Source organism: Microbulbifer maximicatervae (SeqCode) (genome assembly GCF_052467325.1).
Genome location: NZ_CP174310.1, coordinates 1,074,406 through 1,100,931 on the forward strand (window position 1 = coordinate 1,074,406; position 26,526 = coordinate 1,100,931).

Genomic DNA, 26,526 nt, shown 5'->3' on the forward strand with positions numbered 1-26,526 from the left:
ATCTGGATGTCACTGGAAGACTGGTTTAACAAACGCTGGTATCCGGAAAAGGGTGAAGGTCGCTCGCTCTCCCTGCTTACTCCGCTGGAATTACTCTATGGGGGGGTGAGCAAACGGCGCCGGGTAATGAGTTCGCGCACTCCACCGGAGCCCTTATCAGTTCCTGTCGTCGTCATCGGTAATATCACCGTTGGTGGTGCGGGTAAAACGCCATTGGTGGCGGAGCTGGCTCGCTGGCTAAAGGAGCGGGGTCGCAATCCGGGGATTATCAGCCGTGGCTATGGTGGTCGTGCAGAAAAATATCCTTACCAAGTGACTGCCCAATCCCACCCCTTGGAGTCCGGGGATGAGCCGCTGATGCTGCACTTGATCACCGGTGTGCCGGTGATGGTTTCTCCCAATCGCACCGAGGCGGCGCAGGCCCTGATCGACTATCACCAGTGCGATGTTATTTTGTCTGACGATGGGCTACAGCACTATAGTTTGTGGCGCAGTTACGAAATTTGTGTGGTTGATGGTCATCGAGGTTTGGGTAACGGCCATATGTTGCCCAGGGGGCCTCTGAGGGAGCCGGCGACGCGTCTGCAAAGCGTCGACATGCTGGTAAGTAATGGCGAGCCAGAAGCTAAGGTCCGGGATCAGTGCGGAGGGCTTTTAGAGTTTGAGATGACGCTTGAGCCTTCATGTTGGCATCAGTTTAACCTCGATCAAACCTCTACTTTGCGCTTGTCGTCAGGGCCAGAGGTGGGGCCTTGCCACGGGGTTGCAGCGATCGGTAATCCCAAGCGGTTTTTCCGTTCACTGAAAACGCTGGGATTTGAGGTGACAGAGCAACCTTTTGACGATCACCATCAATTCAGCCCCCAAGAACTACATTTCGATGGGGAAACCCCGGTGATCATGACCATGAAAGATGCAGTGAAATGCCGTGATTTCTGGGAAAGTCATTGGTGGGCACTCGAGGTGCGGGCCAAGTTGCCAGACCTTTTTTATCAAAAAGTACACAAGCACTTGCAACAATTTAGTGAAAATGAAAAGTAACTCTTCTTTCGACGTCATTATTCCCGCACGCTATGGCTCGAGCCGCCTGCCAGGCAAGCCCTTGGCTGATATCGGCGGCAAGCCGATGGTGGAGCATGTTTATTTGCGTGCCCGTGAGAGTGATGCTCAAAGGGTCGTTATCGCCACCGATGATATGCGTGTAGCGGAGGTGGCTCATGGGTTCGGCGCTGAGGTGTGTATGACTTCTGCAGAGCATGCCTCAGGAACTGATCGACTACAGGAAGTGGCTCAAAATCTGAGCCTTGCCGAGGACCGTATTTTGGTCAATGTGCAGGGCGATGAACCTTTGATACCCGCCAAGGTGATAAATCAGGTTGCTGAAAACCTGGCCGTGAGCAAGCGGGCCGGCGTTGCAACTCTGGCGGAGCCCATCACTTCAGTGGAGGATTTCCGCAACCCCAATATCGTTAAGGTAGTGACAACAGAGTCGGGACTGGCCAGGTACTTTTCCCGTGCACCAATCCCTTGGCCGCGGGACGCCTTTGCTTTGGATAGCAGCGAATTGCCAAGGGGCCTGGAACCCCGTCGCCATATCGGTATCTATGCTTACCGTGTTGCGCTATTGCGCCAGTTTATCTCCTGGCCTATGGCTCCACTGGAGCAGTTTGAGGCTTTGGAGCAGTTGCGTTTTCTTTACCACGATCAAGAAATTCACGTAGCAGATGCCTGTGCAGAAGTGCCCGGAGGTGTGGATACTGAGCAGGATCTTCAGCGTATGCGTGAAACCCTGGCCTGATGTAGTACCCAATGATTGAAGCTAATATCGATTTACAGCCCCACAATACCCTTGCAATCTCGGCCAACTCCGCTTTTTTTACGCGGGTGGAAACGCTGGATGAGTTGCGTGAGGCTTTGAGTTTTGCACAGCAGAAGCGTTTGCCGATCTTACCGTTGGGTGGAGGCAGTAATGTCGTATTAACGGGGGACTTTCCAGGGCTCGCCATTCAGGTTGGGTTACGCGGGTTGGAAATTACTCCCGATGGTCGCGGTGGCACTATTGAGGCGGCGGCTGGGGAGGGCTGGCACCAGTTAGTTATGTCTACTGTTGAGCAGGGTATGGGAGGGCTGGAAAACCTCGCATTAATTCCAGGAAAAGTGGGTGCAGCACCCATCCAAAATATTGGTGCTTACGGTGTAGAGCTGTGCGATTGTTTTTGTAGCTTACAGGCCATGGAAATATCTACCGGTGAACTGCATAACTTTTCTGTGGCAGAGTGTGACTTTGACTACCGGAATAGTGTGTTTAAAGGAGAGCTGCTGGATCAGTACATTATTACCCAGGTAAATCTTCGTCTTGCAAAAGATTGGCAGCCGAAAGTTTCCTACCCAGCATTGCAGCAGTTTATTTCCCAGCAAGGTTGGAATTGTGACGCCTTGACACCTGCGCAAATTGCCGCTGCGGTTATCGATATTCGCAACAGTAAATTGCCGCTCCCCGATCAAATTCCCAACGCGGGGAGTTTCTTTAAAAACCCTGTGGTGAATGCGGACATTTATCAAAGCCTAAAATCGGAACATCCCGATTTGGTAGCTTATGCCAGCGGTGAAGGTTGGAAGTTGGCGGCGGGCTGGCTAATTGATCGCGCTGGTTGGAGGGGTAAGCGGCAAGAGGCGGTTGGTGTTCACCACCAGCAGGCATTGGTTTTGGTTAATCCCGGTCGGGGCGGGGGCGATGAGGTGACTAGATTGGCTAGCGCCATAGCTTCCGATGTGCAGGCTAAGTTTGGTGTTACGTTAGAGCCTGAACCTCGCTACTATCCGTAAGCAATTCGGTGCTGCTTGCAGGGTGGCGCCGACAAACCTTTTCTTTTTCTTCACTGAACGACAATCAGTAAGTACCCAATAGCTAAGTGCGAATTTCTTTTGGGGAGTCCTGCTCAGGCATAAGCTCAACAGAGAATTATTCTAGTTGTTGACGATTATTTTGTTATAACAAAATTTGTTTCTAAGATTTTTTTATATTTCAATTTCTTTTATAAATATTTTCTGCGAGAAAGTGAATCTTTAATCGCAAATTTTGCGGAAGCGCTCACCCTGTTCGCAGAAAAATCAATCGGTACGTTTTTACGGTATAATTAAATGTTATAAAGGCAGCAAGATCCTGTGGTTAAATGTCTGATCGGCAGCATTTGAAACGGTGCTTCTGCTTTGCAGTAGCGTTTTTGTCTGGTATGTTGCGATTGGGTTCCAGGGGGACCTACACGGGGTAGTTTCACCGTGAGCTTAAAAGAAAACGCAGTTGATAGAGCTCGTGCGTTGAGGATGTATACGCGGCGTGGCCACTGCACTTATCCGTAGTTGGGGATAGCTTGATCAAAGTCTTAGTGGTGGATGATCACGATCTTGTGCGAATGGGTATTTCGCGCATGCTGGGTGATGTTGAGGGTATAGAAGTTGCCGGAGAGGCAAATTGTGGTGAGGAGGCCTTGGAATTCGTTCGCCGGTCCAATGTTGATGTCATTCTAATGGATGTAAAAATGCCGGGTATGGGTGGCCTTGAAGCGACCAGGAAGCTACTACAGCGATGCCCGGAGGCGAAAGTTATAGCTGTCAGCGCACTCGATGATGACTTGTTCCCTGGTCGCTTGATGCAGGCAGGGGCTATGGGGTATGTCACTAAAGGTGCGGACCTTGAAGAAATGGTTCGAGCGATACGCACTGTAATTTCTGGTGGTGTGTTTATCAGTAATTCCATGGCAACCAAAATGGCGATGCGAAGTGTCAGTGGCCAGGATGAACAACAATCTCCGTTTGAAAAATTATCTAAAAGGGAATTGCAGACTGCAGACATGATCGTCAATGGCGCTAAGGTTGCGGATATTGCAAAGTCTCTCTCGGTAAGCCCCAAAACGGTGAATAGCTACCGCTACAGGATTTTTGAGAAGTTAGATATTAATAGTGATGTAGAGTTGACGATCCTCGCTGTTAAGCACCAGATTCTTGATCCAGAAGCTGCACTTTAATTGAAAAGTGGCTGAACTTTGTAAAATATTGAGGCCGGTTGCCAGATGTTCGATAGCAAGCGTTTCCTCGCGACAGTAACTCGCAAACCCGGCGTCTACCAGATGTTCGACGCCGAAAATAAAATTCTCTACGTAGGGAAAGCCAAGAACCTTCGCAATCGGTTGTCGAGCTACTTTCGCAGCTCCGGACTAACGACAAAAACCATGGCGCTGGTGCAGCGTATTGGAAACATCGAAGTCACCGTTACGCGCAGTGAAACCGAAGCCCTGGTGCTTGAACAAAGCCTGATCAAGTCCCAGCGGCCCCCATACAATGTGATGCTGAAGGATGATAAAGGGTACCCTTATATCTTTCTTTCCAGCAATGACACTTTTCCCCGTATTGCATTCCACCGCGGTGCCAAGCGCAAGAAAGGCCGATACTTCGGGCCTTTTCCAAACGCATCGTCGGTTCGCGACAGCCTGAACTTTTTGCAAAAAACTTTTCGAATCCGCTCTTGTGAAGATAGTGTTTTTCGCAACCGTTCAAGGCCCTGCCTTCAATATCAGATAGAGCGCTGCACCGCTCCCTGTGTCGATTTTATTTCCCCCGAGGACTATCGCCAGGATGTACGCCACGCAGAGATGTTTCTCACGGGTAAAAGTGACAACATTATTCGAGAGTTGGCTGACCAAATGGATGAGGCATCCCGAGCGCTGGAGTTTGAAAAAGCCGCGAGACTGCGAGACCAAATTTCCGCACTGCGTCGTCTGCAAGCGGACCAGGTAGCTGAGGGGGCAAGTGGCGATGTGGATGTGCTGGGGATAGCCAGTGAGGGCGGCAGCTGTTGCGTACACGTTCTGTTTGTCAGGCAGGGGCGAATTCTGGGGAGTCGCAGTTATTTTCCCAGTGAGCGCCTGGGACTCACACCGCCAGAGCTACTTTCCGCATTTGTCCCGCAATTTTACCTGGGCAGTCCCCGAGAGATCCCCCGTGAGATTTTGGTTTCAGAGGCCTTACAGGATCTCGAGCCACTTCAACAGGCTCTTAGCGAGCAGTGTGATCGCGATGTCGGTATCACCCATAAGTTGCGTGGGAAGCGGGCCACTTGGGTTGAAATGGCGCAACAGGCAGCGCAACAGAATTTGACTAGTCGAACTGCAGCCCAGCAAAAACTCTACAACCGTTTCGAGAAGCTCCAGGAAGTATTAGAACTGGAGCAGCTCCCGGAGAGGCTCGAGTGCTTTGACATCAGCCATTCTTCCGGTGAGGCCACGGTTGCGTCCTGTGTTGTATTTGATACCGGTGGCCCGGTGAAATCGGATTATCGCCGATTCAATATTGAGGGTATCCAGGCGGGCGATGATTATGCGGCAATGGGGCAGGCGCTAAAGCGGCGCTATACCCGCCTTTCCGGTGGCGAGGGCAAATTCCCCAATATCCTGTTGATCGACGGGGGAAAAGGCCAGGTGACACAGGCGGTAGAAGCTCTGAATGAACTCGGCATCGTCGGAGTTCAAATTATTGGTGTTGCCAAAGGAACTACACGAAAAGCCGGCTTTGAAACACTACATGTGGTTTCCAGTAACAAAGAGCTTGTACTCTCCGCCGATTCATCAGCGTTGCACTTAATTCAACAAGTGCGAGACGAAGCGCACCGCTTTGCTATCGCTGGCCACCGGGCAAAACGGGATAAAAAACGCAGGGAGTCCCCACTGGAAGGTATTGCTGGAGTAGGGCCCACTCGCCGCAGGGCACTGCTGCGACATTTTGGAGGTTTACAGGAGCTAAAGCGTGCAACAGTAATGGAGATTGCCAGCGTGGATGGTATCAGCCGTAAATTGGCTCAGGATATATACTCGGCACTACACCACGAGTAGAACAGGAGTGAGCTGGCGATTAAATGGCCAGTTTTTTCCAAAGCGTTTCATTTTGCGCGATGGCTTGATAACGTACGCCCTCCGCAAGAATAGAGAAAAGTATGACAATCGCCAATCAACTGACACTGTTACGTGTTGCTTTGATCCCATTTTTTGTTTTGGTTTTCTATTTGCCGTACAAATGGAGTTACATTGCTTCTGCTGCAATTTTTGCAGTTGCCGCAATTACCGATTGGCTTGATGGCTATCTCGCCAGAAAATTAAACCAGAGTACTGCCCTGGGAGCCTTTCTGGACCCAGTTGCCGATAAGTTAATGGTGGCTACTGCATTGGTCTTGCTGGTGGGATTACATGACCACCCGCTGTTTGCGATTGCTGCGGCGGTGATTATCTGTCGGGAGATCGCGGTCTCGGGGTTGCGGGAGTGGATGGCTGAGTTGGGGCAGCGCAGTAGCGTTGCGGTTTCCTATGTAGGCAAAATCAAAACTACTGCACAGATGGCAGCAATTCTTGTTTTGCTTGCCTTCGATGTTAGAGAGTTTCCGGTGATGGAAACTATTGGATACCTGCTTCTTTATATTGCTGCCGGCCTTACCTTGTGGACTATGGTGATGTACTTGCGCGCCGCATGGCCGGCCCTTATGGCCGACAGCCAGGATAAGTAGATAGAAGGGGATTACCTCTCTCACAAAATTGGCGCCTCGACTCCGGCATGTGCTGGAAAACGAGGCGCTCTTTACCACGTTCCAACTCGCTCTTCCTCTTCCAAATCCCTGCGCTCCTCTAAATTGTTAGATACTTTTCTGCGATCTATAGGAAGCTCATGTCCGTCAAAAGCCACCTGATTATGATTTGGCTGCTTTGCATCACTCTCACTGTCGAGGGGCAAATTGTACACGATGCCGAGTTTTATATTCTCAAGATGCAAAACGGCGATCGTTGGGATCAAGAGGATTTGGAAGTTGAGCAACGCTTGCAGCAATTGCGGCAGAAATTTGGACAGCCACCGAATATCGTATTCCTGTTGTGGGATGACACTGCATTTGGAGCTGTCGGTTTTCCTGCGCTGCAAAAGAACTTTGGCTACTCTACGCCAAACCTAAACCAGATGGCCGCAGAGGGTATCAACTTTACCCGCATGTACTCTGAGCCCTCATGCACTCCGACCCGCGCCGCTGCCCTCACCGGACGGCTACCGGTGCGTTATGGCATGGGTGAAGTGGGTATGCCCCACGAGTTTTCTGGTTTGCGCGCCGAAGAAGTCACTATTGCCGAGGTACTTTCGCAAGCGGGTTATGCAACGGGCTTTTTTGGCAAGGGGCATCTTGGAGATATCGAGGAGAGTTATTTATACAATCAGGGGTTTGATGAGGCGTTGTTCACCCCAATGAACCAGATTACCTCCCTGTTTAACCCCCAGGCAAATGTGGCAAATGCGGTGCTGGGTATGTTCCCCGAAATCTACCCACCTGATCCCTACCAATTGGACAGTCCCGGTCTGATTCCCGCTGGCTGGGTAATGAATATTGAAGGGAAAAAGGGACAACCGGGGCGGGAATGGTGCGGAACATCCAACGAGTGCTTCGCTAAGTTTGATCCAGAAGCAGAACAGAGAACGCTGGCGTTTATTCGACGCAGTGCGGAGCAGAAGAAACCGTTTTTCGTTGCCTACTGGCCCAATCTCCTTAATTTCATGGCGATGTATAACCCCAAGCGCTCGGTAGCCGGGCTGATGGTTGCTGATGCCTTCCCGGCGATGGATAACTTTGTCGGGGTGCTGATGCAAGAGTTAAAAAGCTTGGGGCTCGCTGAAAATACCTTGTTCGTTGCAATGGCGGATAACGGCCCCATGGTCCACAGTCCGCCGGCGGGGTGGGGGATGCTGCCCATGTTGTATCGGGGTGGCAAAGGGGATTTTACTGAGGGAGGCGTTCGCGTACCTGCTTTTGCCTGGTGGCCAGGAACTATCGAAGCGGGACAAACGGCAGGAGATATTATTCATATCACTGACCTGTATACGACTTTTGCTCGCTTGGGTGGAGCAACTGATGCTATTCCTACGGATCGTGTCGTTGACGGCCTCGATCAGACCGCTCTTTTTCTAAACGGCGATACCCATGGTCGCCGGGATTATGTATTTATCTATACGGGTGAGGAATTGGGGGCAACAGTAAAGGGGCGGTACAAGAGGCATTGGTTGGGAGCGGGGGAGGTGGCAGGATCGGGGATGCCGGAAGCCTACTACGATTTATATATGGACCCCCGGGAGGAGTCCCCGCAGTTGGTGCCGTTAATTTACACCCAGGGCCAGTTCAATCATATGGTGGCCCGCCACCGCTTGTTTAAACGTAAATATCCAGACGTAGCCAGCGGCAAAGGCATACCCTATACCGGGCTGGCCAATGCGCGCCCTGAGACACAGGCTATTGGTGAGCGCGTGCGCGCAGTCATCAGTGAGATGCCATTCACTGTTGAAGACTATCTCGAGTATCAAATCCCCGGTGCCGACAAGGTCGGCGACTGGGGAGATTAAAACGCTATATCCAAAGTGAGTAGGCTTGGACTAGTGGTAGAGGCCCAGACTCTGATTTAGTCGAACTTCGCCACTTCGCTGCACTGTAATGGAAGGCACAATGGACCTGCTCAGGCCAATCTTTGCCTGAAGTTCATAGGGTACCGATTGCTGCCCACTATTCGCTAATTCAGCGGCGGCGAATAGAGACCCCATCCAGCTCGCAGTTGCGTCTACCGCGATGTCATCCTGGCCATAGGGGGCAATGGGCAATAAGTTGTTTGAGGTTCCTGTCATCACTTTGTGGCCGGCAAGACTGAGCTTATAGTAGATCCCGGAGAGGGGTAGCTCTTGGTTGTTGGGGTTGAAAATGCGCAAATGGATTCTGAAGCGCAGATCGCTGCCGACGGCAGGAGGAAGCGGCTCCAGCCCAATAATCTCAACCTCTGGCTGCTGAAAATTGGGCGATAAAGCGGCGCAACCACCCATGAATAGAGCGAATAATACGAGTAAGTTCAGTTGCAAAAGTTTGATCACTGCTTGTCCTTCATTTTTCTCTCTTCTAATAAGTACGAGGTTGGTGTCCCAGCGCTTATTCCACGACCACCACAGTTCTATTTCTCTTGCTTGCTTATTGAGCAACCGCTCGAATTGCTTCATTCTGCGATCCTGATGGATCGAAGAAGGTTGTTGCCTCTGTGCAAACTTCCCCATGGATTTCTACTAATGGAGACAATAGATGAGCAAGTGGTTCATTCTTCTGACAACAATGGTGGTGATATTGTTCGCCAGCTGGAAATGGCTTTTGCTTCCGGCTATTGAAAAGTCGATGAACAAAGTAGAGCCGGGCAAAATTGCAGCGCTGTCACCTGAGGCTAAAGCGCTACACCAAAGTCTATTGATAGGGGATCTCCACGCAGATAGTTTCCTGTGGGCCAGGGATTTGAGGAAGCGAGCCGACTATGGTCACCTGGATCTCCCCCGGGCACGAGAAGGTAACCTGGGTATCCAGGTCTTCACATCAGTTACCAAGTCTCCCCGGGGGCAGAACTATCAAAAGAATTCCAGCAAAGCTGGCGATAATATAACCTTATTGGCCATTGCTCAGGCGTGGCCAGTAAAGGCGTGGGGCAGCCTGTATCAGCGGGCGCTCTATCATGCAGAGCGTGTTAATGCGCTACAGCAATCTGCGCCTGACCATATACGTATCGTCAAAAGTGCGGCAGATTTACAAGAGGTGCTTGTAGCAAGGAGGCAGGGCGGAGAGGTCTTGGCTGCACTCCTTGGCACTGAAGGTGCCCACCCTTTGGAAGGGGAGATCGAAAATATCGGTCACCTATACGATGCTGGATTCCGGGTGATGGGGTTGCAACACTTTTTTGACAATGAGCTGGGTGGCTCCCTGCATGGAGAAAGCGGCCAGGGTTTGAGTGCATTTGGCCGGGAAGCGGTGAAGGAGATGGAGAGGCGCTCCATTGTGATTGACGTCGCCCACTCTTCAGAGCAGGTCGTCCGCGAAGTTTTGGATATTGCCGAGCGCCCAGTGATTGTTTCTCATACCGGGCTTCAAGGGGCGTGTAACTCACGCCGGAATATCAGTGACGAGCTAATGAAGGAGATAGCGGGCAAAGGCGGCTTGGTTGGAATTGGTTTCTGGCCTGGTGCTGTCTGCGATACCAGCCCCAAGAGCATTGTTAAATCCATCCGTTATGCCATTGATACACTGGGTGTGAATCATGTCGCATTGGGCTCGGATTATGACGGCAGTGTAAAGGTTGCATTTGACGTGAGTGAATTGGGCGTGCTTACCGCAGAAATGCTTCGGCAAGGGTTTACTGAAGAAGAGATCCGTAAAGTAATGGGTGAGAACCTTAGAGATTTCTTCCTTGCCCAACTACCCAGTTAATATCATATGGAAAGGTTTGATTTAGATTCCGCAGCCTTCTCAACAGATATATTAGCGCTGGTATTTGATATCTCACTGTTCCGGTGGGTTTGTTATTACCAGCGCGATACTCGTACTTGTATATGATTAAAAATAAATATACGTTCTGCCCCTGTCCAAACGCAATTCAAACTGGAAATTTTATCGTATTTTGTTCTTAAAGCCCTGAAAACCGGTTGAAATTAAGTGTAATCAAATCCCGGTTTACTTTTTAAAATGACTTAAAGCTAAAAAAGCCACAAGAAAATTGATAGAGATAAAACTGTAGGTGAGAAAAATAGAACATGGGCCGCGATACCGCGGATAGGCAAAAGTCCACTATCTCTAAAGAATAGGGAGACCTCCATGTTCAATCCGAAACTAATAGAAACAGAATTTCTATTGGATCAAGCAAATTACATTCAACCCAGTGTCCACAATGATGTAAGGCGCGGAGTTTGTTACGCATTATCCTACATGTGGGTGAGACTCGGCTTGCAACCCGGCGGTCATATAAATATGCACCTCCAGGCAGGACTGCAACAGCGTTACCACAATACGGGAATTGGAAATGCCCTTAACAGAGCAGCTCCAGGTATGTTTTTAAGGGCTGTTGGCGGGTCGACCACAAGCTTTGGCCAGCCTATCTATACGATGCAAAGGGCAATTTCTGCGCAACAGCAGATCCAGGGAAATGTGATGGGTATATCGTCAGGGTTAAGGACGGTTTGTCGGACAGATGGGTATATCGAGCACTGCATTGCCCGTGGGCATCAGCTGAATCCATTTGAGCCTTTCTCCACATTTTTGCGATGGATACGGCAGGGGGTGGCGCGCCTTAATCAAGGCTTTGCATTGATAGGATTCCTGGGCCCTAACAGTGGTCATGCCATTGCAATTCAAGTACAGAATGGTAATACCTGGAGACTTTTTGACCCCAATTTTGGCTCCTTTGTATTTAACGGATACAACCGCTTTAAGACTGAGTTACATCAGCTGGCTTTGATTTACCTGGCGATGGGCACTGCCGGTGGAAGCTGGATGATTTCAACTTTTAGATAAGTAAGTTGGTTTGTTTTATTGTCTAGGTATCACAGGGTCACTTAAGTGACCCTGCGTGTTGAGTTTAAGTGCCAACGTATACTAAAAACCTAGATCGCAGTAAAAGTTCTGATGAGTCAAATAGGGGGCAGGCACTTCCAATTTTAACAATGACTACTTGGCAGCGATGCACTCAATTTCAATTTGGGCGCCCAGCGCTAGGGACTTCACTGCAAAAGTAGTCCTTGCAGGGTAGGGGTAGGCAAAAGCCTTTCGGTAGATGTTGTTGAATTCAGGGAAATTCTTGATATCTGTTAAAATGACCGTGCATTTAACAACATCTTTCAGTTCGTAGTCGTAGCGCTCCAGAGTTTGCTTTATGTTGTCTAGAGTCTGTTTGGTCTCCGCAGAAAATCCCCCTTGGGCTAACCGTTTGGTCTCCGGTGAAAGCCCTATTTGGCCAGAAAGAAATAGCTGGTTGCCAACTTTTACAGCCTCTGAAAACGGTAGCTTTGAGGCTGATCCTGTTGGGTTCAGAAATTCAACCTGCTCAGAGTCCTTTGCATAGCTGAAACTGGAAAGCGTAATAGCGAAAAGTGCAGAAATTAATGCATTTATAGGTGATGTCTTTATCTTCATGGGAATATATTCTTATAAATTTGGTGCCAAACAACCTGGGCTAGGTCTAGGGGGCTCTAAATAATTCCGTGATGCCTCTGGTTCACAATCAAGGTGCGGCTTGGCAAAAGCGTCCAGAGCTTTCAAAAAGTCACAACGCAGGGTGTGAATCGCTCTGAAAGCCCCATGGATGAGCCTTGAAGGCTCGCAGAGATATTACGGATTTATTTAGAGGCTCCTTAAAGCTCTCTCGCTGCGCTGATAACTTCATTCCACTCCATATCTGAGTGCCATTCTTTATACTGCTGAATCATTGGGTAATAGTGGTCAGGGATATCTGAATCGGGAGCGCCGCTATATAGGTACGCCATTCCCTCTCTAAACCATTCAGGCTTAAGCATTGTATTCAGTGGGCCGATCTCTTTAAATTGAAACCAGTGCACCATTTCATGTTGAGTAATGTAGACCTGCCAGGAACTCGGCGCAATTACAGTGCCTGAGTAAGGGAAAGATATGGCCCTTTCTTGCCCACCGCCAAATGAACGGTAACACTCGACAGTTGAGCAATAAACAAAAGTAGGTTGGCTATTTACTAGAAGACTGTTTCTGTTCAGTGAATCATTCGCTGATCGATATAGAACGGTTGCTTCTGCGAGCCTTTTCTTATCTTCAACGCAAACAGGGCCATTACAATTAACGCCGTTAAGTTGAGGGAGGAGGAGTCGGATAGCTGGAAAAGATATCCATAATAGTATCGGGACTGATGCGAACACTAGTAGAGCCAAGGGCCTGAACATAAATTGGATTGCCTCTGTACTTTGGATTTAGCGCCATTCCCTCTTCAGAACGCTTTGAAATTGATAGAGGGTCGAGGTTGCCGGCTCATCGAGTATCTATGTTTTTATTGGCAACTTCACCATCTATATTGGTGTCTGGGTTTAGTAGACCGCTGCATGCCAGCTGGTGGGAGGCTGATAAGTGTCCACTAGGGGGGATGCTGACTCCAGGCGCTGTAGGATTTGGGTTGCTGTAATGCTTAACCCAAAACTCAGTTGCTTTATCAATGAAGCTTCCTTCGTACTCTATTGATGTGAAGTGCTACTCCAATCCAATTCTGCCTTCATCAATCTGAAGCTGTCAGCCTAGAGATCGTCAGCATTTATTTTTTAGGCTTGTTCGTAACGCAGTGCTTGTGGGCATTTGATAAACCTGCAACGTCCTTCAGAATCGGGTGCATCCCCCGCCTGCTGATGACCATTAAGAGTAGTCAGCCCGCCTTGATGAGAACCTCATAACTAATGCTTTAGCTGCATTTATCGCCAGGTTTAGAAGCTATCAGTGATGGGAAGTGCGAGCTCTATTTTCTTCGCTCAGCAAAAACGCTAACTAGATTTGTATCGTTTGAGGAGGGTAGAGGTTAGCGCATAAAATTTGCACTAAAAGATATGTAAATTATTGGTTTCAAAGATCTGATTGGTGCCCGGGGCCGGACTTGAACCGGCACGGCCGTGAAGCCGGGAGATTTTAAGTCTCCTGTGTCTACCAATTCCACCACCCGGGCAGATCCTTTGCGAGAGAGGGCGATGTTTAATAGTTGCCCTTCATTCTCACTTTCATTGCATTCAACAGGATACTGCAATGAAGAGGAAAATGGAGGCTAGGGTCGGAATCGAACCGGCGTACACGGAGTTGCAGTCCGCTGCATGACCACTCTGCCACCTAGCCTTTTTTATCCGCCTTTGGCGGAAAAGAACGCTGCGAATTCTATCTGATAAATCTGAAAAATCCTAGCGTTTTCTTATACTTACGTGCGTTTCGCTGTGTAAGTGGGCGCCATTTTAGGGACTCTAGAGGATTAGTCAAGCATTGTTTTCATCAATGTTGCAATCAAGTGAAAAAAAGTAGGAAAAGTTACCTTCTGATGGTGGGGGAGGGCTGTAATAACTTTTAGCACTGGTGCTCAAGAACCTATTTCCATTTGTTCTAAATTAATCTTCAGGTGTGCTGGCAATCTGTGACCTGTGTTCGATACTGTCTTTATCTGGCTAACACATCTCCCCCAACGTGTTTAGTAATGCTGGTAGGGTGGCTCACATGGCTGCCACCCGGAAGCAAGGATGAAATCCTCCAAGTTTCACTCCTAATGGTCTTGGCCCTGACGCTCTCCCCCCCCCGTCGTCAGGGCTTTTTTTTGTCTGCTATTTATTGGAGTCTTTCGCCCGGTCTGTCAGGTTTTCTGTGGCTAATGCATCCACGGGTTTACCGGCTGCTTTCTCAGACAGGGACCTAAACCTTTCCAGAGTCACTTCACCGCGTGCTTGAGCCAGTTCTCGTGCGACGTCATCAATACTTGCCTTGCCATTGCTGGCCTCGCGAATCTCTTTATCCAGTTGCTGCATTACCCCGGCCGCACGGGCGGTAATGGGGCCGGACGAGCGTTCGACTAATAGTGAAGGAGCCTTCTTACCCCACTTGATCAGTTTATCCATCGCCTCCTGATAGCGGGTCTCACTGATGCCACCAGTTCGCCTTAAAATCTCCAGGGAATAAAACTCAGCCAGTCCCTCTACAATCCAATCACTCTCATCGTCACCGTGAATTCCCGTGCCCACATGAACTAATTCGTGGATCATGCTGCTGGTGCGGTTGCCGCTGATCAATGGTCGATCAGCATGCATATATAGAGAGCGTGTCCCCGACAGCCCGCCGCGCCACATGGGGTCGTCAGCGGTTACGATCAATAGATGATCAGGGAAGAGGGGGAAGATTTTCTTGAGCTCTGGCAGGTTCCAATTTAGGAAGGCCAGGATGTCTTGCCGCCGAATGTTCTCATTTTTAGGGCCTGCAACACGGGTTTCAGTGCCGGCAATCATATCCTGCCGACTGCCAATTTTCCCTACAATCATCCAGCCCTTGGGTCTTACAAACTTACGCTTGGGGTCAGATAACTCGTATAGGTTATCTTCGATCTCAGGGTAGGGCAGGGCCGCATACCATTGGTCAGGAAGTTCCAGCTTAAGGCGGGCGGTAGAGCGGCCACGGCTGGTTGCCGATACCGGTGCAATCAATTTATCGCTGCGGAGAATTGCCCAGTCTTTGGTGATCCGTGAGTCGTAGCCACCGTTGCTACGCTGGTTATCTATGACAAAGCGGTACTTAAGGACGGGGTTCTTCCCTTCGGGTTGCCAGGTTGCTTTGTCGCCCTCGATCTTTAGAGGGGTGTCACTTTCCAGGTCCTGATAGCGGCCAGAGCGCAAGTTAAGAACGAGCTTACTTGGCATATCATCACCGCTGAGCGCCATTTCCACCTCAGCCAGCTTGGAGTTGGGCGAGATCTCTGCACTGTAAAGAATCTCATAAGCCTGAAGAGCAGGGGATAGAGTGGCGAGTAATAGCGGCAGTGTTAGTAATCGTTTAAGCATCATTTCTTCAGCGGGAAATCCAACAATTAGTCGTTTCGACAGTATCTAAGTCTACAGGTGCCCTTGTGTCACCTTCAAGCAAACTGGTCCCAAGCTAGCCAGTTATGAGGTGACAGTTTTGTGCCGTCAGGTTTCATTGGATTGGTTTTCAGATATGTACCACTTAAAAAGAATACACTTACAAAGTCGTTATCATATGGTGGCTTAATTCTATTAAGCATCTCCCGTATAAGTAAACAAGAAGATAGATATGGGTGGGCCGGCACAAACATCTTTTGAGAGGGCTGAATTAGTGGGCAGGCATGCTGACAAAGTGGGAATTGAGCGCTACGAAGGACAAGACCGCAGCATAGCTGCGGTCTTGAAAGGTCTTTTGCAGTCTAACTAACGATGGAGACAGAGCTACCAATATCTGATTGCGCGGGGATCAACGAACTGCATACCGTAGGCGCTCAGGGCAAATCCATCTGGAAAACTGCTTACCATTGGTTGCTGGGGGTTAACCGCGGCTATTTCGGAAGGGTAATAGCCTCCCGGCACAAACTGCCCCTGCCAACTGGGTGTAGCTTGAGGGGGGTAGCCCTGTAACGGACTCATAGTAAACCCAGAGTATGGAGTGGCTGGGGAGGGGCCTTGCGCGGTAGCGGCATGAGTAGCCGCGGCCCTTGCTTGCTCTTTGGCGGACTCAAAAGCGGAGTTGATACCGAAAAGCTTGGGAACACCTGCGCCAACTCTCTCTGCCCCGAGGGGCATTGGTGCGGCCAAGGATTGGATCAGTTGGAATAAGGCGGTCACTCTGGATACATCTTTCTGCCGGAGCGCACCTTTAAATAATGGATGGTGGGCAAGTAGTAGTGCTGCCAAACCGGTAATATGCGGCGCGGCCATTGATGTACCTGACTGAACATCGAAGCCTTTGTCAGGCACAGACGAAACGATACCCACACCAGGTGCGGCAACAGAAATTTCCTGGCCGAAAGCGCTAAACCTAGGAACAAATAGACCGTCGGCTGATGCTGTTGAGGGTATTACTGTTTGCGCTTCCCAGGAATCTTTGGGGAATTCATTGAGCATTCCAAGAGCGCCTACAGCCATAGCATTTGGGGATCTGGCTGGGTACTGGACTGCCCCGCCATTGTTGCCAGCGGCAACTATACAGGCGATACCATGTTGGACTGCTTCCTCGATTTGCTGCTCAACAGCCTCTGATGAATCAGAGCTGCCCAGGCTCATATTCACCACATCAACGCCGAGCTCTATGCAATGTGAGAGCGCATCAATCAAGCTACTAAATTGCCCGCCGGGGAAAACTTTGAATACATAGATTTCGGCTTCAGGAGCAAAACCGCGTATTGCCTCGGTGCCAGAGGGTTGGCCTGTAATAATTCCCGCACAGTGGGTTCCATGGCCGACGATATCTTCTGCCCAGCTATTGGCATCGTAATTATTGGTGACATCGATACCATTCTTTAAGTGGCTCAGTATTGGGTGCTTATTGTCCGCACCGGAATCGATGATTGCGATTTTGATACCTTTGCCGGTGTATTCATCGGGTAGCTGGTCCAGGCCCATGTACTTTTGCCCCCAGCCATAGGAAGCATCATTGGGGAAGTTGGGTATGGCTTCGCTTAGGGGTTGGAGTTTCACCAGGTTTACACCGGTGAGGGATAGGGAGGGGCTGCGAATATATTTGTTCCAGAAATCTTTGGCAGGGCGGATCAGAAGTGATTTCACTTGAGCACCGCCGCTTTGCGCAAAAATACTGAGCGCGACTTCCCCTTTATTGTTGGTGACACCTTCTTGAGGAAAGCCCGCACTTTCAACAATTATTTGTGCGTCGCGTATGGGCTCACCTTTTGCACCGATAACGCGGAAGTGCACCTGCTGTGCCTGGATGTGGTATTCGCGCAATAGTCCGGGTTGCTGTGCAAAAACTGCGGAAAAGGTCGGTGAATAGCTCGCTTGCCCGTAAGAGAGAAGTGAGTCCAGTTCAACGGCGACGTTTGGTGGTGTGGTCTGGTAAAGTGCCGCAGCAGCATCCACATCCATACGGACTTTGTAAATATTGGTGGCCTCATCTGCGGATGACAGCGTTTTTAGTTTTCTGCCGGGGCGTATTTCACGAAGTACCTCACAACCTGCCTGCCTGGCAATAGTGGAAATCACATGGTGCATTGAGCCCGAGCTCAATGGCTGTACGCCCATGGATTTAGCCATCAGGCTGCGGCGGGGTGAAATAAGTAACTCGACTTTCTCTGCAACCTCGACCGAAGGTTCTCCTGCGGCCTTTTCTTGTCGGGATTCAGTCATGTTCATGTTCCTTCGCTTTCAGTGCGGTACTGATTTAGTACGCGTGTGAAACGTCTGAAAGTGGTGAATCGAGTGGGTTTCAGCCTCAATTGAGAGGGTGGACAGGTTGATCCGGATCAATAATTACTTTGCCTCTCAATTTCTTTCTTAGGTCGTCGACGGCATCGGGTGTAGCCACAAGGGTGACGTTGCTTTTGCGCAAAGTAACGTCCTTAACATCGGGGCAATTTGAAGCTTCCTTCACCAGCTCCTCTAGCTCCAGAGTGCTAGCTGATACCTTACGATTGGGTACGGCTACATATTGCTCAAACTTCTTCATTTTCTTCTCATTGTGACTGCGCCATCCAAAATAGGTCAGGGTCGAACCCACCCCCAGGAAAAGGGGCGTGAAGCCCCTTTTTTTGCATTTTCAGTGCAGATAAGCCTGTTGCTGAAGGGCTGAGTTGGGTTGCGGCATTGCCTGATAGGGCAGTGGTTGCCCGATACCACTCAAATTCTGAAAAGGTTGCTGTGGCGGCTGCGGGAAAGCCTGGAATGGCACCGGTTGACTCAGTGGTGCAAAAGCCTGCGGGGGAACCGACCCATACTGCTCTGGAGCCACAGGTGCCAGTTGATTTACCGGTTGGCCGACATAGGTCTGAGGAATGAGGTGTGGCGCGAATTGCGGTGCGGCCTGGTAGGGTAGTAGGTGGCTAAGGCGCGCCAAGTTGTTAAGGAGTTGACCTTGTTGGGGCGCACCAATGTAGTTACCAAGAACAGGTGCGGCACGGCTAACCAGCTCACCGAGGAGACCTTGCGGTGCCAGTTGCGGAGCGGTTTGGTAGGGCAGGAACTGTCCTAGCTGGGCGGCTGTATTGATTAGCTGTGCCTGAGGGTTATTGATGTAATTGGCCAAAACAGGGGCCGCGCGGTTTATCAATTCGCTGAGATAGTTCTGGGGGACAAACTGATGAGCGAACTGAGGTGGAATCTGTGGAGCGAGCTGCTGAGGAATGTGGGGCGCTAACTGTTGTGGAAGCTGCGGTGCAGCCTGGAAGGGCAGTACTTGGCCCAATCCGCCGAGTGCATTGATCAATTGACCTTGTGGTCCACCGACAATGCCACCAACTACCGGAGCTGCACGGCTAATAAACTCTCCCAGCAACCCTTGTGGTGCTAACTGTTGAAGCGGTAGGTATGGCTGGGGGGGAGTGAGTCCGACGACCGGATTAATCGGAGGTACGGCATAGTTTTGTGGTTGTCCAAAGATCCCTTGAGCATATGCATATGGTTGGTACATGAACGTACTCCTCGAGTAGACCAATGACGATAGGGGGCTATCGCCCAGGTTATTTCATGGTTTACGGGTGAGAATTTTGGAGCTCGATAGAGCCCCGTTTTTAGGATCAGCCTGCTGATAATAAATCGGTAATGAGCTTTCGAGTTGTTGCATCTTGCGACGGACACTCAGCCGGCTGATCTGAGTATAGAGAAGCTTTTCGGAAGCACAGGGAAAGTTTGAAAAAAAATGGAGCGGGAAACAAAAAGGTAATGGGGGCGCAATTGTAGTCACCATTTTTCTTAAAATTTTGTAATTTTTCGAAAAGGAATATTTTTTAAAAAATAAAGTCTTACTCGGGATTTGCTACTTAAATGAGTGGTTAATATTCTTGTGGCGTGCAGGGTGCTGCTCCCTTGTATTGGTGTTAGGGCTCGGGGAAAATCCCCTCGGGTGCCCGGTGAAAAATAGCGGCACTTGTAGAAATATCCGTAAATAGCGAACTGGAATTTAAAGGTAATTGTTTATATCGATGTCTTGGAAAAGAAACTTATAGAACTTATCAGTTCGCTTTTATGTAAAGGTCTACTTACTCAAAACATCGAAAAACGATATCTAGTAGCGCTTCAATGTAATTTGTTATGGCCTCGCGCTGTATGCCTCTATTGGTCTTTTTTGCTCCAGGTTCTTGTGTCCTCTGTGGAGATCTTTGCATTTGTTTATACGTGTGCTCTCAAAACTAAAAGTACTTGATAGTCGTTGAAGATGCGTAAATACAAGAAGTGGATAGAAGTATTATCGGTATTTTTTTGGCGACCATAGTTTGTCGTATACGTGAAGAGGGCTTCAGAGAGTGGATAGATTGGTGGAAAGTGTTCGACTCCAGGGAGAGCAAGGGATTGGTTGTTAGTCGGCAGACTAAATGGATGTGTCGGCAGTGGGGCCAACAACCAGAAACCGTAAAGCTTGAATCTCCAGTGTAGAAAGAGGCGCTCGGAGCCGGGGAGGTCCAGCTATAATGCGGATTAGACTGTCTCTGAGGACAATTCAAAGACCGGTTGCGTCGGCAAAATGACCTATGATGACATTCGCGCCAAAAATTACTTGATCTTTAAAAAGTGGATGAGTAGTATTCGCGGCCTCGGTGAGTAGCGCAGCCTGGTAGCGCACTTCGTTCGGGACGAAGGGGTCGGAGGTTCGAATCCTCTCTCACCGACCATACAAAAAGAAAAAGCCCGCTTCTGCGGGCTTTTTTGTATTTATGATTTCACTCCTAGTAGCGCTTTTACTTTAAAGGTTTACATAGGCAATAACAGAGCTGCCTCGAGGGTGTAGATCTCTTAGTTGTTCATCGGTGCAAATAGCTAAGCCAACCATACACAAAGCCCCATGCCTCTTCGGTATTTCTGAAGCCAATTCTTTATCTGCCCTCATCGCTTCTGACTTTTGTAGTGCACTCCCGCATTGAGCCGGCAAGGTAGATGTAGGAATTGCTTGTACTTTCCTGGTGCGATGAGCTGAGGGAAAATGAGGGGCAATCTGAACGGCTGATCGTCAGCTCAAGCTAAAAAGTTCAGGCACAAAAAAAGCCCGCTAAAAGCGGGCTTTTAAAATCTGGTCGGTGAGAGAGGATTCGAACCTCCGACCCCTTCGTCCCGAACGAAGTGCGCTACCAGGCTGCGCTACTCACCGTTTTTTGTTTCGCATCATTTGCGAAGGGGCGGCACTATAACAGCAATTTTTCTGCTGTAAACCACTGATTTAATTTTTTATTTGTCGAATCAGTCCCTCTTGGCAGGTAGATGCTACCAGCGTTCCGTCGCGGGTGAAAATCTGGCCGCGGGTAAAGCCTCTGGCACCGGTTGCCGAAGGGCTATCCGTTACATAGAGAAGCCATTGATCCAGGCGGAAATCGCGGTGGAACCACATCGCGTGGTCAACGCTCGCGGGCATCAATTGGGGGTCGAACAAGGATATGTCGTGCGGCTGTAGGGAGGTGCCCAGGAGTCCCATATCGGATGCATAACAAAGTGCTGCTCGGTGCTCCATCGGGTCGTCCGACATCTCGCCCTCTGCCCGCAGCCAGAACATGCATTTGGCTTCGCGAGTTTCAGCGCCAAAGTAGCTTTGTGGGTCTACCGGACGAAAATCGATCATATAGCGCCGCTGATCGTACTGCGGGCTAACCAATCCAGCTTCCAGGGCCAGCTCCTGGGTGTTTTTCAGGCTCTCAGGGGAGGGAATCTCGACATAAGGCAGGTCGGCCTGGTGGTCAAATCCGGGTTCCCGAATTTGGAAAGAGGCAGACATATTGAAGATCGCGCGCCCGCGCTGCTTGGCGACTACGCGACGAGTGGTAAAGCTACCGCCATCGCGGATTGGGTCTACTTCGTAGATCACCGGCAGCTCGCTAGAGCCGGGGCGGAGGAAGTAGGCGTGCAGTGAGTGGGGTAGGCGATGCTCAACGGTACGAGTTGCTGCCATCAGTGCCTGGCCCAGAACTTGCCCGCCAAAAAGCACTTTCCGATAATTTTCAACGTGATGACGACTGCGGAAGAGATTTCGATCCAGCTCTTCAACATCCAATAACTTACCTAATTTTTCCAACATAAGGGATTTTGCCCGTTACCTATTCCACTTAACAGAGTTTGCAGATGGGGAGCTTTGCGCTCTTAATCAAAAGGATAATAACAGCAAACCCCTTTAACCCCATTCATATTTTGAACGTTAGGCCCATTTTGGTCACAGGTGCTCCTCCTCTTTTGTCATCTGTCTACTTACAGTACGCAAATGCCGGTTTTCTCAGCCAACTTGATATTCTGTGCTATTGACTATTTCAACATGTCGATTTCTTGCTTATTTTCGTGATATAAAGCGCCAATAGTTGTTGGGGATAGTCAAACTAAATTGTTTGCAGCTATCTCACAAAAATTGAATAAGAGAAGTAGGAGATACCTTAGGTGCCACACGGAAATATTGATATTCGTCCACCGCTTAAATTTGGCAAGGTTGTCAGCAGGCACCGTACTGCAAAGGCTGTGGTTGGGGGCGTTGGCTCCGCTGCGTATTACGGGGTATGGGGTGCGCAAACTGCCACAGGAGCTACTTTGACTGGGTTGGCTACCGGTGCGGCGGCAGCAACCTCAGCGACAGGAATTGGCTTGGTTGTCGCGGGGACTGCATTGTCTATTGGTTACGCTGGTCTAGCGGCCCGATCTGCTTACAAAACCAATAACCATCTGAATGCGTTGAAGAAAATATTTGCGAACAGAAAGTCTTACAACTGCCCCTGTAAAGGTGCTGTTACTCACGACTACGTTTCAGGGCAGGTGCTTCCGTACATAATTAATCAAAAAAGCAAGAAACTGCATCGCAAGATGGTTGAGGCTACCCCGGGTGTCGCCACGATTGAGTACACGCGGAAGGCCGTTAAAAATTTGTATAAGCGCTCACAGGGTACTCTCGGCAAGGAGCGTAGTTTTGCTGCTGAGTGGTTGGCGCAGCACTTGATCTCCCATGATTGTGAATTGGCAAACGCGATTGTTGCTGAACTCTATTCTGAGGAGGAGATGCTTTGGATTCGTACGCAAGATAGTGATGTAGTGGCACCTTTATTAGAGCTGAAGTTGAAATCTGTTTAATAGGTGTTCGCTTTTCTCTGCGGTGTTTGCTGCTGTAGTTCAAAAGCAACTCGGGGTGATGGACTACCCCGATGTCTCTCGGCACCCAGCCCTAAGGCACTATCCCTACGGTATTGGCTTGACAGGTGTCACAATGTGCTAAAATTAAAAGTTACGCAACGCCTAAATCAGGCTCATTTTGATTGAAAAGTAAGCAAAACAGACTAAAAATTTCAATATTAGGCAGTCTAATTCCCCGATTCACTTTTCCAACCGACTTGAATTGCCTATTATTCATGAATGAATAGTCAATTTCAGTCCCCATTTTTAAGGGCAAAGAAGGTCGGAAGTATGGATAAGGCAAAAGAGAAGGTTCAGCGGTTCCGCGCGCGGGAGCAGCGTATCCTGGATGCGGCTCTGGAGCTTCTGTTGGAGCACGGTGAAGAGAAGGTCACGGTCGAACAGATTGCCGAGCGCGTGGATATTGGTAAGGGCACAATTTACAAGCACTTTATTTCCAAGACAGAAATCTACATGCGCTTGCTGATGGATTATGAGAAATCCCTAGCCGAACGCCTTAAAACCGCCGTAGCTTTAGCTGAGCAAGGTGATATCACCGCGCCAGCCCGCGCCTATTTTGAATCTCGTATGGCCGATCCTGGCAAAGATAGACTCTTCCAGCGCCTGGAGGAGAAGATTATCGCGTTGAACCTGGCTCCAGAAATGATTGCGGAGCTCCACAACATCCGTAATTCCAATGCCACTTCTCTCAATCGGGTCTTTGAGCGCCGTATGGAGCAGGGCATGCTGAAGAACGTTCCTGCATACTTCTATTACTCAACATACTGGGCGCTTGTGCAAGGGGCGGTAGAGCTTTATCACTCCAAGTCTTTTGCCAATGTAATAGAGGACAGGGAAGGTTTGATGGAGTTTATTATGGATGTGGGTGTGCATATCGGTGATATGTCCTCTCGCAAAACGCCAGAGGGAAGCCAGACAAGCCATCACAGCGATTCTGCGGGGTCCGCCCTTGGCTGAGCCCCTGTTCCAGCAGCTGCAAAAATTACAGGCTGAATTTCATGGGCATCCACCTGTAGAAAGGTGGAACCCAGAGCTTTGTGGGGACATGGATATGGTCATCAAATCTGATGGCCGTTGGATCCACGAGGGAACAGAGATTCGTCGTCACCCTCTTGTGAAACTGTTTGCCAGCATTTTGAAGCGTGAGGGGGATGAATACTTCCTTGTCACCCCTGTCGAAAAGCTGCGAATCACAGTGGAGGATGTTCCATTTGTGATCACTCAGGTGGCCCGCAACCCCGGGAGTACTCATCAACAACTACTTTTCACCACAAATGTGGGCGACGTTGTTGAGCTGTCGGAAGAGGGGCAGTGGCAACTGAGAGACTTTGGTGCCCCGTCGCAGCCAATCCCCTACCTGGAGATTCGAGGGGGGTTACAGGCTCGCGCTTCCCGGGATGTTTTTTACCAGTTGGTAGACTGGGCGCTTGAAGGGGATCGCGATTCCGATAAGCTTTTTGTGCAAAGTGACGGAAAAGATTTCCTGCTGGGTTCTTGCAATTAGATAGCTTCAGGTTCCTGCTGGCGGATTCCTCGCGCCTCAGCGCTGATTTGTGGCTGGGGCTTTAATTCATAGCCTTGCTCTTCACTGTTCGAGTTTGGAAAGTATTTGTTTGACTCTATAGCATCTAACTTTACTCTCTCGACGAACTTTCCTTATTAAAATCCTTAGCTTCAAACTATTTAGTGGATGCCACTATCGCTTCTGTATTTTGATTGCCACTATGGAATTTATACTTGATTGTGTCGGTGCTTGCTTGAATCCGGAAAATAGCCCGGAAATATACATATCCATACTATTTATCTATGGTGTTGGTGTATTTCATTTCTATTAAAAAAACAGTGTTTGAAATCTTATGGAAATATAAGTGTATTTGTTCTGAAAGAAATAAAATAATAATTCGATAATTTACGGAAATATCTAAATAAGTAACAAATCCGCAACAGTGCATTTCTAAACTTCCCTCCGTCCAAATCGCTACGGCGAAACAAAAATATAGTTTTTATTTGCTTGGTAGCTGCCATTTATATTTTTAAAAATGGCGGAGTTGAAGCAATTAAAGTTTTGGATTGAAATTCCTATAGGGGGAAATATGAAGCGGGTACAGAATAAGCTATTAATGGCAGCTGCGATTACTGCGCTATTAGCGGGTTGTGACGGTGGCGGTGTGAGTATCGAGCCGGAAACAGTAGATAACTCGGTGGACAATTCTATCACCAATCCAGGTGGTGATTCTTCGGATGAGAATCCATGTGCAACTATAGAAAGTTCTAGTGTGCAAGGTGAATATAGCGATAGTAACTGCTATTACACTGCTGACTTTGTTTCTGCAGCAAACCCCCTGACTGAAGATTTGTATCTGGCTGCGCTGGATAACGATGGGGCTCATATCTTTAGTGGCAGTCTGTTTGTTGGTGAAAGTTATTCCAGCGACTCTGATCTGGCTGCAGCAGGGATTTCTGAGGGTGGTGATGGCGTTAAGCTGGAAATTCAAGCGGGTGCTACTATCGCCTTTAAAGATAATTCAGCATTTATGGTTGTAAACCGTGGATCACAAGTATTTGCTCGCGGTACTGAAACTTCACCAATCACCTTCACCTCAGAGACTGATGTCCTCGGCACTGTAGGTCCCGAAGATGTTTCACAGTGGGGGGGGATGGTTATAAATGGCTTTGGCGTAACCAATAAGTGCCAGTACACAGGCTCTATTGATGGCGGTAATCTTGCCCTTGCTGGTGAGTGTCACGTAGCTGCTGAAGGTTCCACCGATGACAATACCTCCTATTACGGTGGAGACAATAATGCCGACAGCTCTGGCGAGCTTTCTTATGTTGTTGTAAAGCACACGGGTGCTGAAGTTGCCAGTGGTGATGAGTTGAACGGAATTGCATTTGACGCTGTGGGTAATGGAACAACCATTCGCAACCTTCAAACTTACTCCACTTATGATGACGGTATCGAATTCTTCGGCGGTGCCGTAGATGTAGAAAACTATGTTGCGCTGTATGTTCGTGATGACTCCATTGATGTCGATGAGGGTTATCGCGGAAGCATTACTAATGCGTTGGTGATTCAAAGTGAGACCGACGGCAATCACTGTATTGAGGCCGATGGAATTGGGTCCTACAGCGATGCTACTGACTATTCCTCGTTGATTGGCCAGGGGCTAAATAGTCGCCCGGTAATTGACGGTCTGACCTGCATTATTTCCGCTCAAGAAGAGGGTACCCATGATCCGGGCGCTGGTTGGCGTCTGCGTGAGGGAATTTACCCGATGATCACCAACTCCATAATTGTTGCTTCCTTCTTTGCTGATGAGACCGGAGTGGCTGGGGATAACTACTGCCTACGTGTTGAGAGCTCTCAGACTCGGGATGAAGCATCTGCAGGCACTGAGGTGGCCCTGACTTCTAATATTTTTGCTTGTGAAGATCGAACTAAAACTGATGAAGATAGTTTTGATGTGGAGACTTGGGCTGTAGATGGGGGCAATCAATTTGCCACCATCTCCGGTGAAGTTAACCCAACCTCTGACGCCGATACAGACTTTGTTTTGCTCGGCGGCTCTCCTGCGATGTTTACCGTTGACGAATCTGCTCAAATGATCGATGGCATTGCACCGACAGTTTCTGCCGAGCTGGGTCGCGCCTATTTGGGAGCGCTTGAGCAGGATGGTACCGACTGGACTAAAGGTTGGACCTATGGCCTGCATCAAGGTGACCGCGCTCAACCTCTGTGGTTTGAGTAGTAGCTTGAGGTAGCGGTCTGGGATACAGCTCCCGATCATTTAAGGCGCCGCCTTCGCTGATGGAGTCGGCGCCTTCTTTGATTTCAGATCGCGATTCTTTGGAACG

At 49.3% G+C, this 26,526-nt stretch carries 21 protein-coding genes and 4 tRNA genes; 14 read left to right on the forward strand and 11 right to left on the reverse strand.

The features are described 5' to 3' along the window. Positions 1 to 6: 6 nt before the first annotated feature. From lpxK to ACJJIE_RS05140, 7 genes are all read left to right on the forward strand, one after another. Positions 7 to 1,041 (forward strand): tetraacyldisaccharide 4'-kinase, encoded by a 1,035-nt coding sequence (gene lpxK, locus ACJJIE_RS05110; protein WP_444893785.1) that lies wholly within the window; start codon positions 7 to 9, stop codon positions 1,039 to 1,041. Beyond that, complete coding sequence (gene kdsB, locus ACJJIE_RS05115) at positions 1,031 to 1,798, forward strand: 3-deoxy-manno-octulosonate cytidylyltransferase (RefSeq protein WP_444893786.1); 768 nt, start codon at positions 1,031 to 1,033, stop codon at positions 1,796 to 1,798. Before lpxK ends, kdsB begins: the two co-directional genes overlap by 11 nt. A gap of 11 nt (positions 1,799 to 1,809) precedes the next feature. Beyond that, complete coding sequence (gene murB / locus ACJJIE_RS05120) at positions 1,810 to 2,826, forward strand: UDP-N-acetylmuramate dehydrogenase (RefSeq protein WP_444893787.1); 1,017 nt, start codon at positions 1,810 to 1,812, stop codon at positions 2,824 to 2,826. Between the two features lie 545 nt (positions 2,827 to 3,371). Then, positions 3,372 to 4,025, forward strand: a complete 654-nt coding sequence (uvrY, locus tag ACJJIE_RS05125; protein WP_282932683.1) for a UvrY/SirA/GacA family response regulator transcription factor — start codon at positions 3,372 to 3,374, stop codon at positions 4,023 to 4,025. Positions 4,026 to 4,070: 45 nt separating this feature from the next. Then, complete coding sequence (gene uvrC / locus ACJJIE_RS05130; RefSeq protein ID WP_444893788.1) at positions 4,071 to 5,885, forward strand: excinuclease ABC subunit UvrC; 1,815 nt, start codon at positions 4,071 to 4,073, stop codon at positions 5,883 to 5,885. 101 nt (positions 5,886 to 5,986) lie between these two features. Then, positions 5,987 to 6,550 (forward strand): CDP-diacylglycerol--glycerol-3-phosphate 3-phosphatidyltransferase, encoded by a 564-nt coding sequence (gene pgsA, locus ACJJIE_RS05135; RefSeq protein WP_282932685.1) that lies wholly within the window; start codon positions 5,987 to 5,989, stop codon positions 6,548 to 6,550. A 158-nt stretch (positions 6,551 to 6,708) separates the two neighbouring features. After that, positions 6,709 to 8,418 (forward strand): sulfatase-like hydrolase/transferase, encoded by a 1,710-nt coding sequence (locus ACJJIE_RS05140; protein WP_444893789.1) that lies wholly within the window; start codon positions 6,709 to 6,711, stop codon positions 8,416 to 8,418. A gap of 30 nt (positions 8,419 to 8,448) precedes the next feature. On the opposite strand, the gene ACJJIE_RS05145 is transcribed toward ACJJIE_RS05140, so the two are convergent. Further along, on the reverse strand, positions 8,449 to 9,057 hold the full coding sequence (locus tag ACJJIE_RS05145; protein WP_444893790.1) for an LEA/WHy family protein: 609 nt from the start codon (positions 9,055 to 9,057) through the stop codon (positions 8,449 to 8,451). Between the two features lie 79 nt (positions 9,058 to 9,136). On the opposite strand from ACJJIE_RS05145, the gene ACJJIE_RS05150 reads away from it, so the two are divergent. Next, a complete protein-coding gene (locus tag ACJJIE_RS05150; protein WP_444893791.1) occupies positions 9,137 to 10,303 on the forward strand; it encodes a dipeptidase in 1,167 nt (388 codons plus the stop codon). A 384-nt stretch (positions 10,304 to 10,687) separates the two neighbouring features. After that, positions 10,688 to 11,383 carry a YopT-type cysteine protease domain-containing protein gene (locus tag ACJJIE_RS05155; protein WP_444893792.1) on the forward strand — a complete coding sequence of 232 codons (696 nt, stop codon included), beginning with the start codon at positions 10,688 to 10,690 and terminating at the stop codon, positions 11,381 to 11,383. A 153-nt stretch (positions 11,384 to 11,536) separates the two neighbouring features. Here ACJJIE_RS05155 and ACJJIE_RS05160 read toward each other — a convergent pair whose 3' ends face one another. The 8 genes from ACJJIE_RS05160 to ACJJIE_RS05195 form a co-directional block, all read right to left on the reverse strand. Beyond that, positions 11,537 to 12,001 (reverse strand): RidA family protein, encoded by a 465-nt coding sequence (locus ACJJIE_RS05160; protein ID WP_444893793.1) that lies wholly within the window; start codon positions 11,999 to 12,001, stop codon positions 11,537 to 11,539. 218 nt (positions 12,002 to 12,219) lie between these two features. Then, positions 12,220 to 12,351 (reverse strand): hypothetical protein, encoded by a 132-nt coding sequence (locus ACJJIE_RS05165; RefSeq protein WP_444893794.1) that lies wholly within the window; start codon positions 12,349 to 12,351, stop codon positions 12,220 to 12,222. Positions 12,352 to 13,454: 1,103 nt separating this feature from the next. After that, positions 13,455 to 13,541 (reverse strand) — tRNA-Leu (locus tag ACJJIE_RS05170). Positions 13,542 to 13,631: 90 nt separating this feature from the next. Continuing rightward, positions 13,632 to 13,705, reverse strand: a tRNA-Cys gene (locus ACJJIE_RS05175). Between the two features lie 473 nt (positions 13,706 to 14,178). Then, the gene (locus ACJJIE_RS05180; RefSeq protein ID WP_444893795.1) at positions 14,179 to 15,405 is read right to left on the reverse strand and encodes a hypothetical protein; all 1,227 of its coding nucleotides are present in this window, start codon (positions 15,403 to 15,405) and stop codon (positions 14,179 to 14,181) included. Between the two features lie 399 nt (positions 15,406 to 15,804). After that, a complete protein-coding gene (locus tag ACJJIE_RS05185; protein ID WP_444893796.1) occupies positions 15,805 to 17,712 on the reverse strand; it encodes a S8 family serine peptidase in 1,908 nt (635 codons plus the stop codon). Positions 17,713 to 17,797: 85 nt separating this feature from the next. Next, positions 17,798 to 18,031, reverse strand: coding sequence for a hypothetical protein (locus ACJJIE_RS05190; RefSeq protein ID WP_282932693.1), 234 nt, complete (start codon positions 18,029 to 18,031; stop codon positions 17,798 to 17,800). A gap of 90 nt (positions 18,032 to 18,121) precedes the next feature. After that, positions 18,122 to 18,991 (reverse strand): hypothetical protein, encoded by an 870-nt coding sequence (locus tag ACJJIE_RS05195; RefSeq protein WP_444893797.1) that lies wholly within the window; start codon positions 18,989 to 18,991, stop codon positions 18,122 to 18,124. Between the two features lie 1,121 nt (positions 18,992 to 20,112). Here ACJJIE_RS05195 and ACJJIE_RS05200 point away from each other — a divergent pair. Continuing rightward, a tRNA-Pro gene (locus ACJJIE_RS05200) sits at positions 20,113 to 20,189 on the forward strand. Positions 20,190 to 20,585: 396 nt separating this feature from the next. Here the strand turns inward: ACJJIE_RS05200 and ACJJIE_RS05205 are convergent. Further along, positions 20,586 to 20,662 (reverse strand) — tRNA-Pro (locus ACJJIE_RS05205). A 69-nt stretch (positions 20,663 to 20,731) separates the two neighbouring features. Beyond that, positions 20,732 to 21,580: an acyl-CoA thioesterase gene (locus ACJJIE_RS05210; RefSeq protein WP_444893798.1), complete on the reverse strand. Its 849-nt coding sequence runs from the start codon at positions 21,578 to 21,580 to the stop codon at positions 20,732 to 20,734. A 350-nt stretch (positions 21,581 to 21,930) separates the two neighbouring features. Here ACJJIE_RS05210 and ACJJIE_RS05215 point away from each other — a divergent pair, with 350 nt between their 5' ends. The 4 genes from ACJJIE_RS05215 (at position 21,931) to ACJJIE_RS05230 (ending at position 26,420) form a co-directional block, all read left to right on the forward strand. Next, the gene (locus tag ACJJIE_RS05215) at positions 21,931 to 22,611 is read left to right on the forward strand and encodes a hypothetical protein (protein ID WP_282932696.1); all 681 of its coding nucleotides are present in this window, start codon (positions 21,931 to 21,933) and stop codon (positions 22,609 to 22,611) included. A gap of 330 nt (positions 22,612 to 22,941) precedes the next feature. Next, positions 22,942 to 23,628, forward strand: a complete 687-nt coding sequence (locus ACJJIE_RS05220; protein ID WP_282932697.1) for a TetR/AcrR family transcriptional regulator — start codon at positions 22,942 to 22,944, stop codon at positions 23,626 to 23,628. Then, positions 23,621 to 24,175 carry a DUF1285 domain-containing protein gene (locus tag ACJJIE_RS05225; protein ID WP_444893799.1) on the forward strand — a complete coding sequence of 185 codons (555 nt, stop codon included), beginning with the start codon at positions 23,621 to 23,623 and terminating at the stop codon, positions 24,173 to 24,175. The genes ACJJIE_RS05220 and ACJJIE_RS05225 overlap by 8 nt, the downstream gene beginning before the upstream one ends. Positions 24,176 to 24,764: 589 nt before the next feature. Continuing rightward, entirely contained in the window at positions 24,765 to 26,420 is a 1,656-nt protein-coding gene (locus ACJJIE_RS05230; protein ID WP_444893800.1) for a beta-helix domain-containing protein, read from the forward strand. The last annotated feature ends 106 nt before the right edge of the window (positions 26,421 to 26,526 follow it).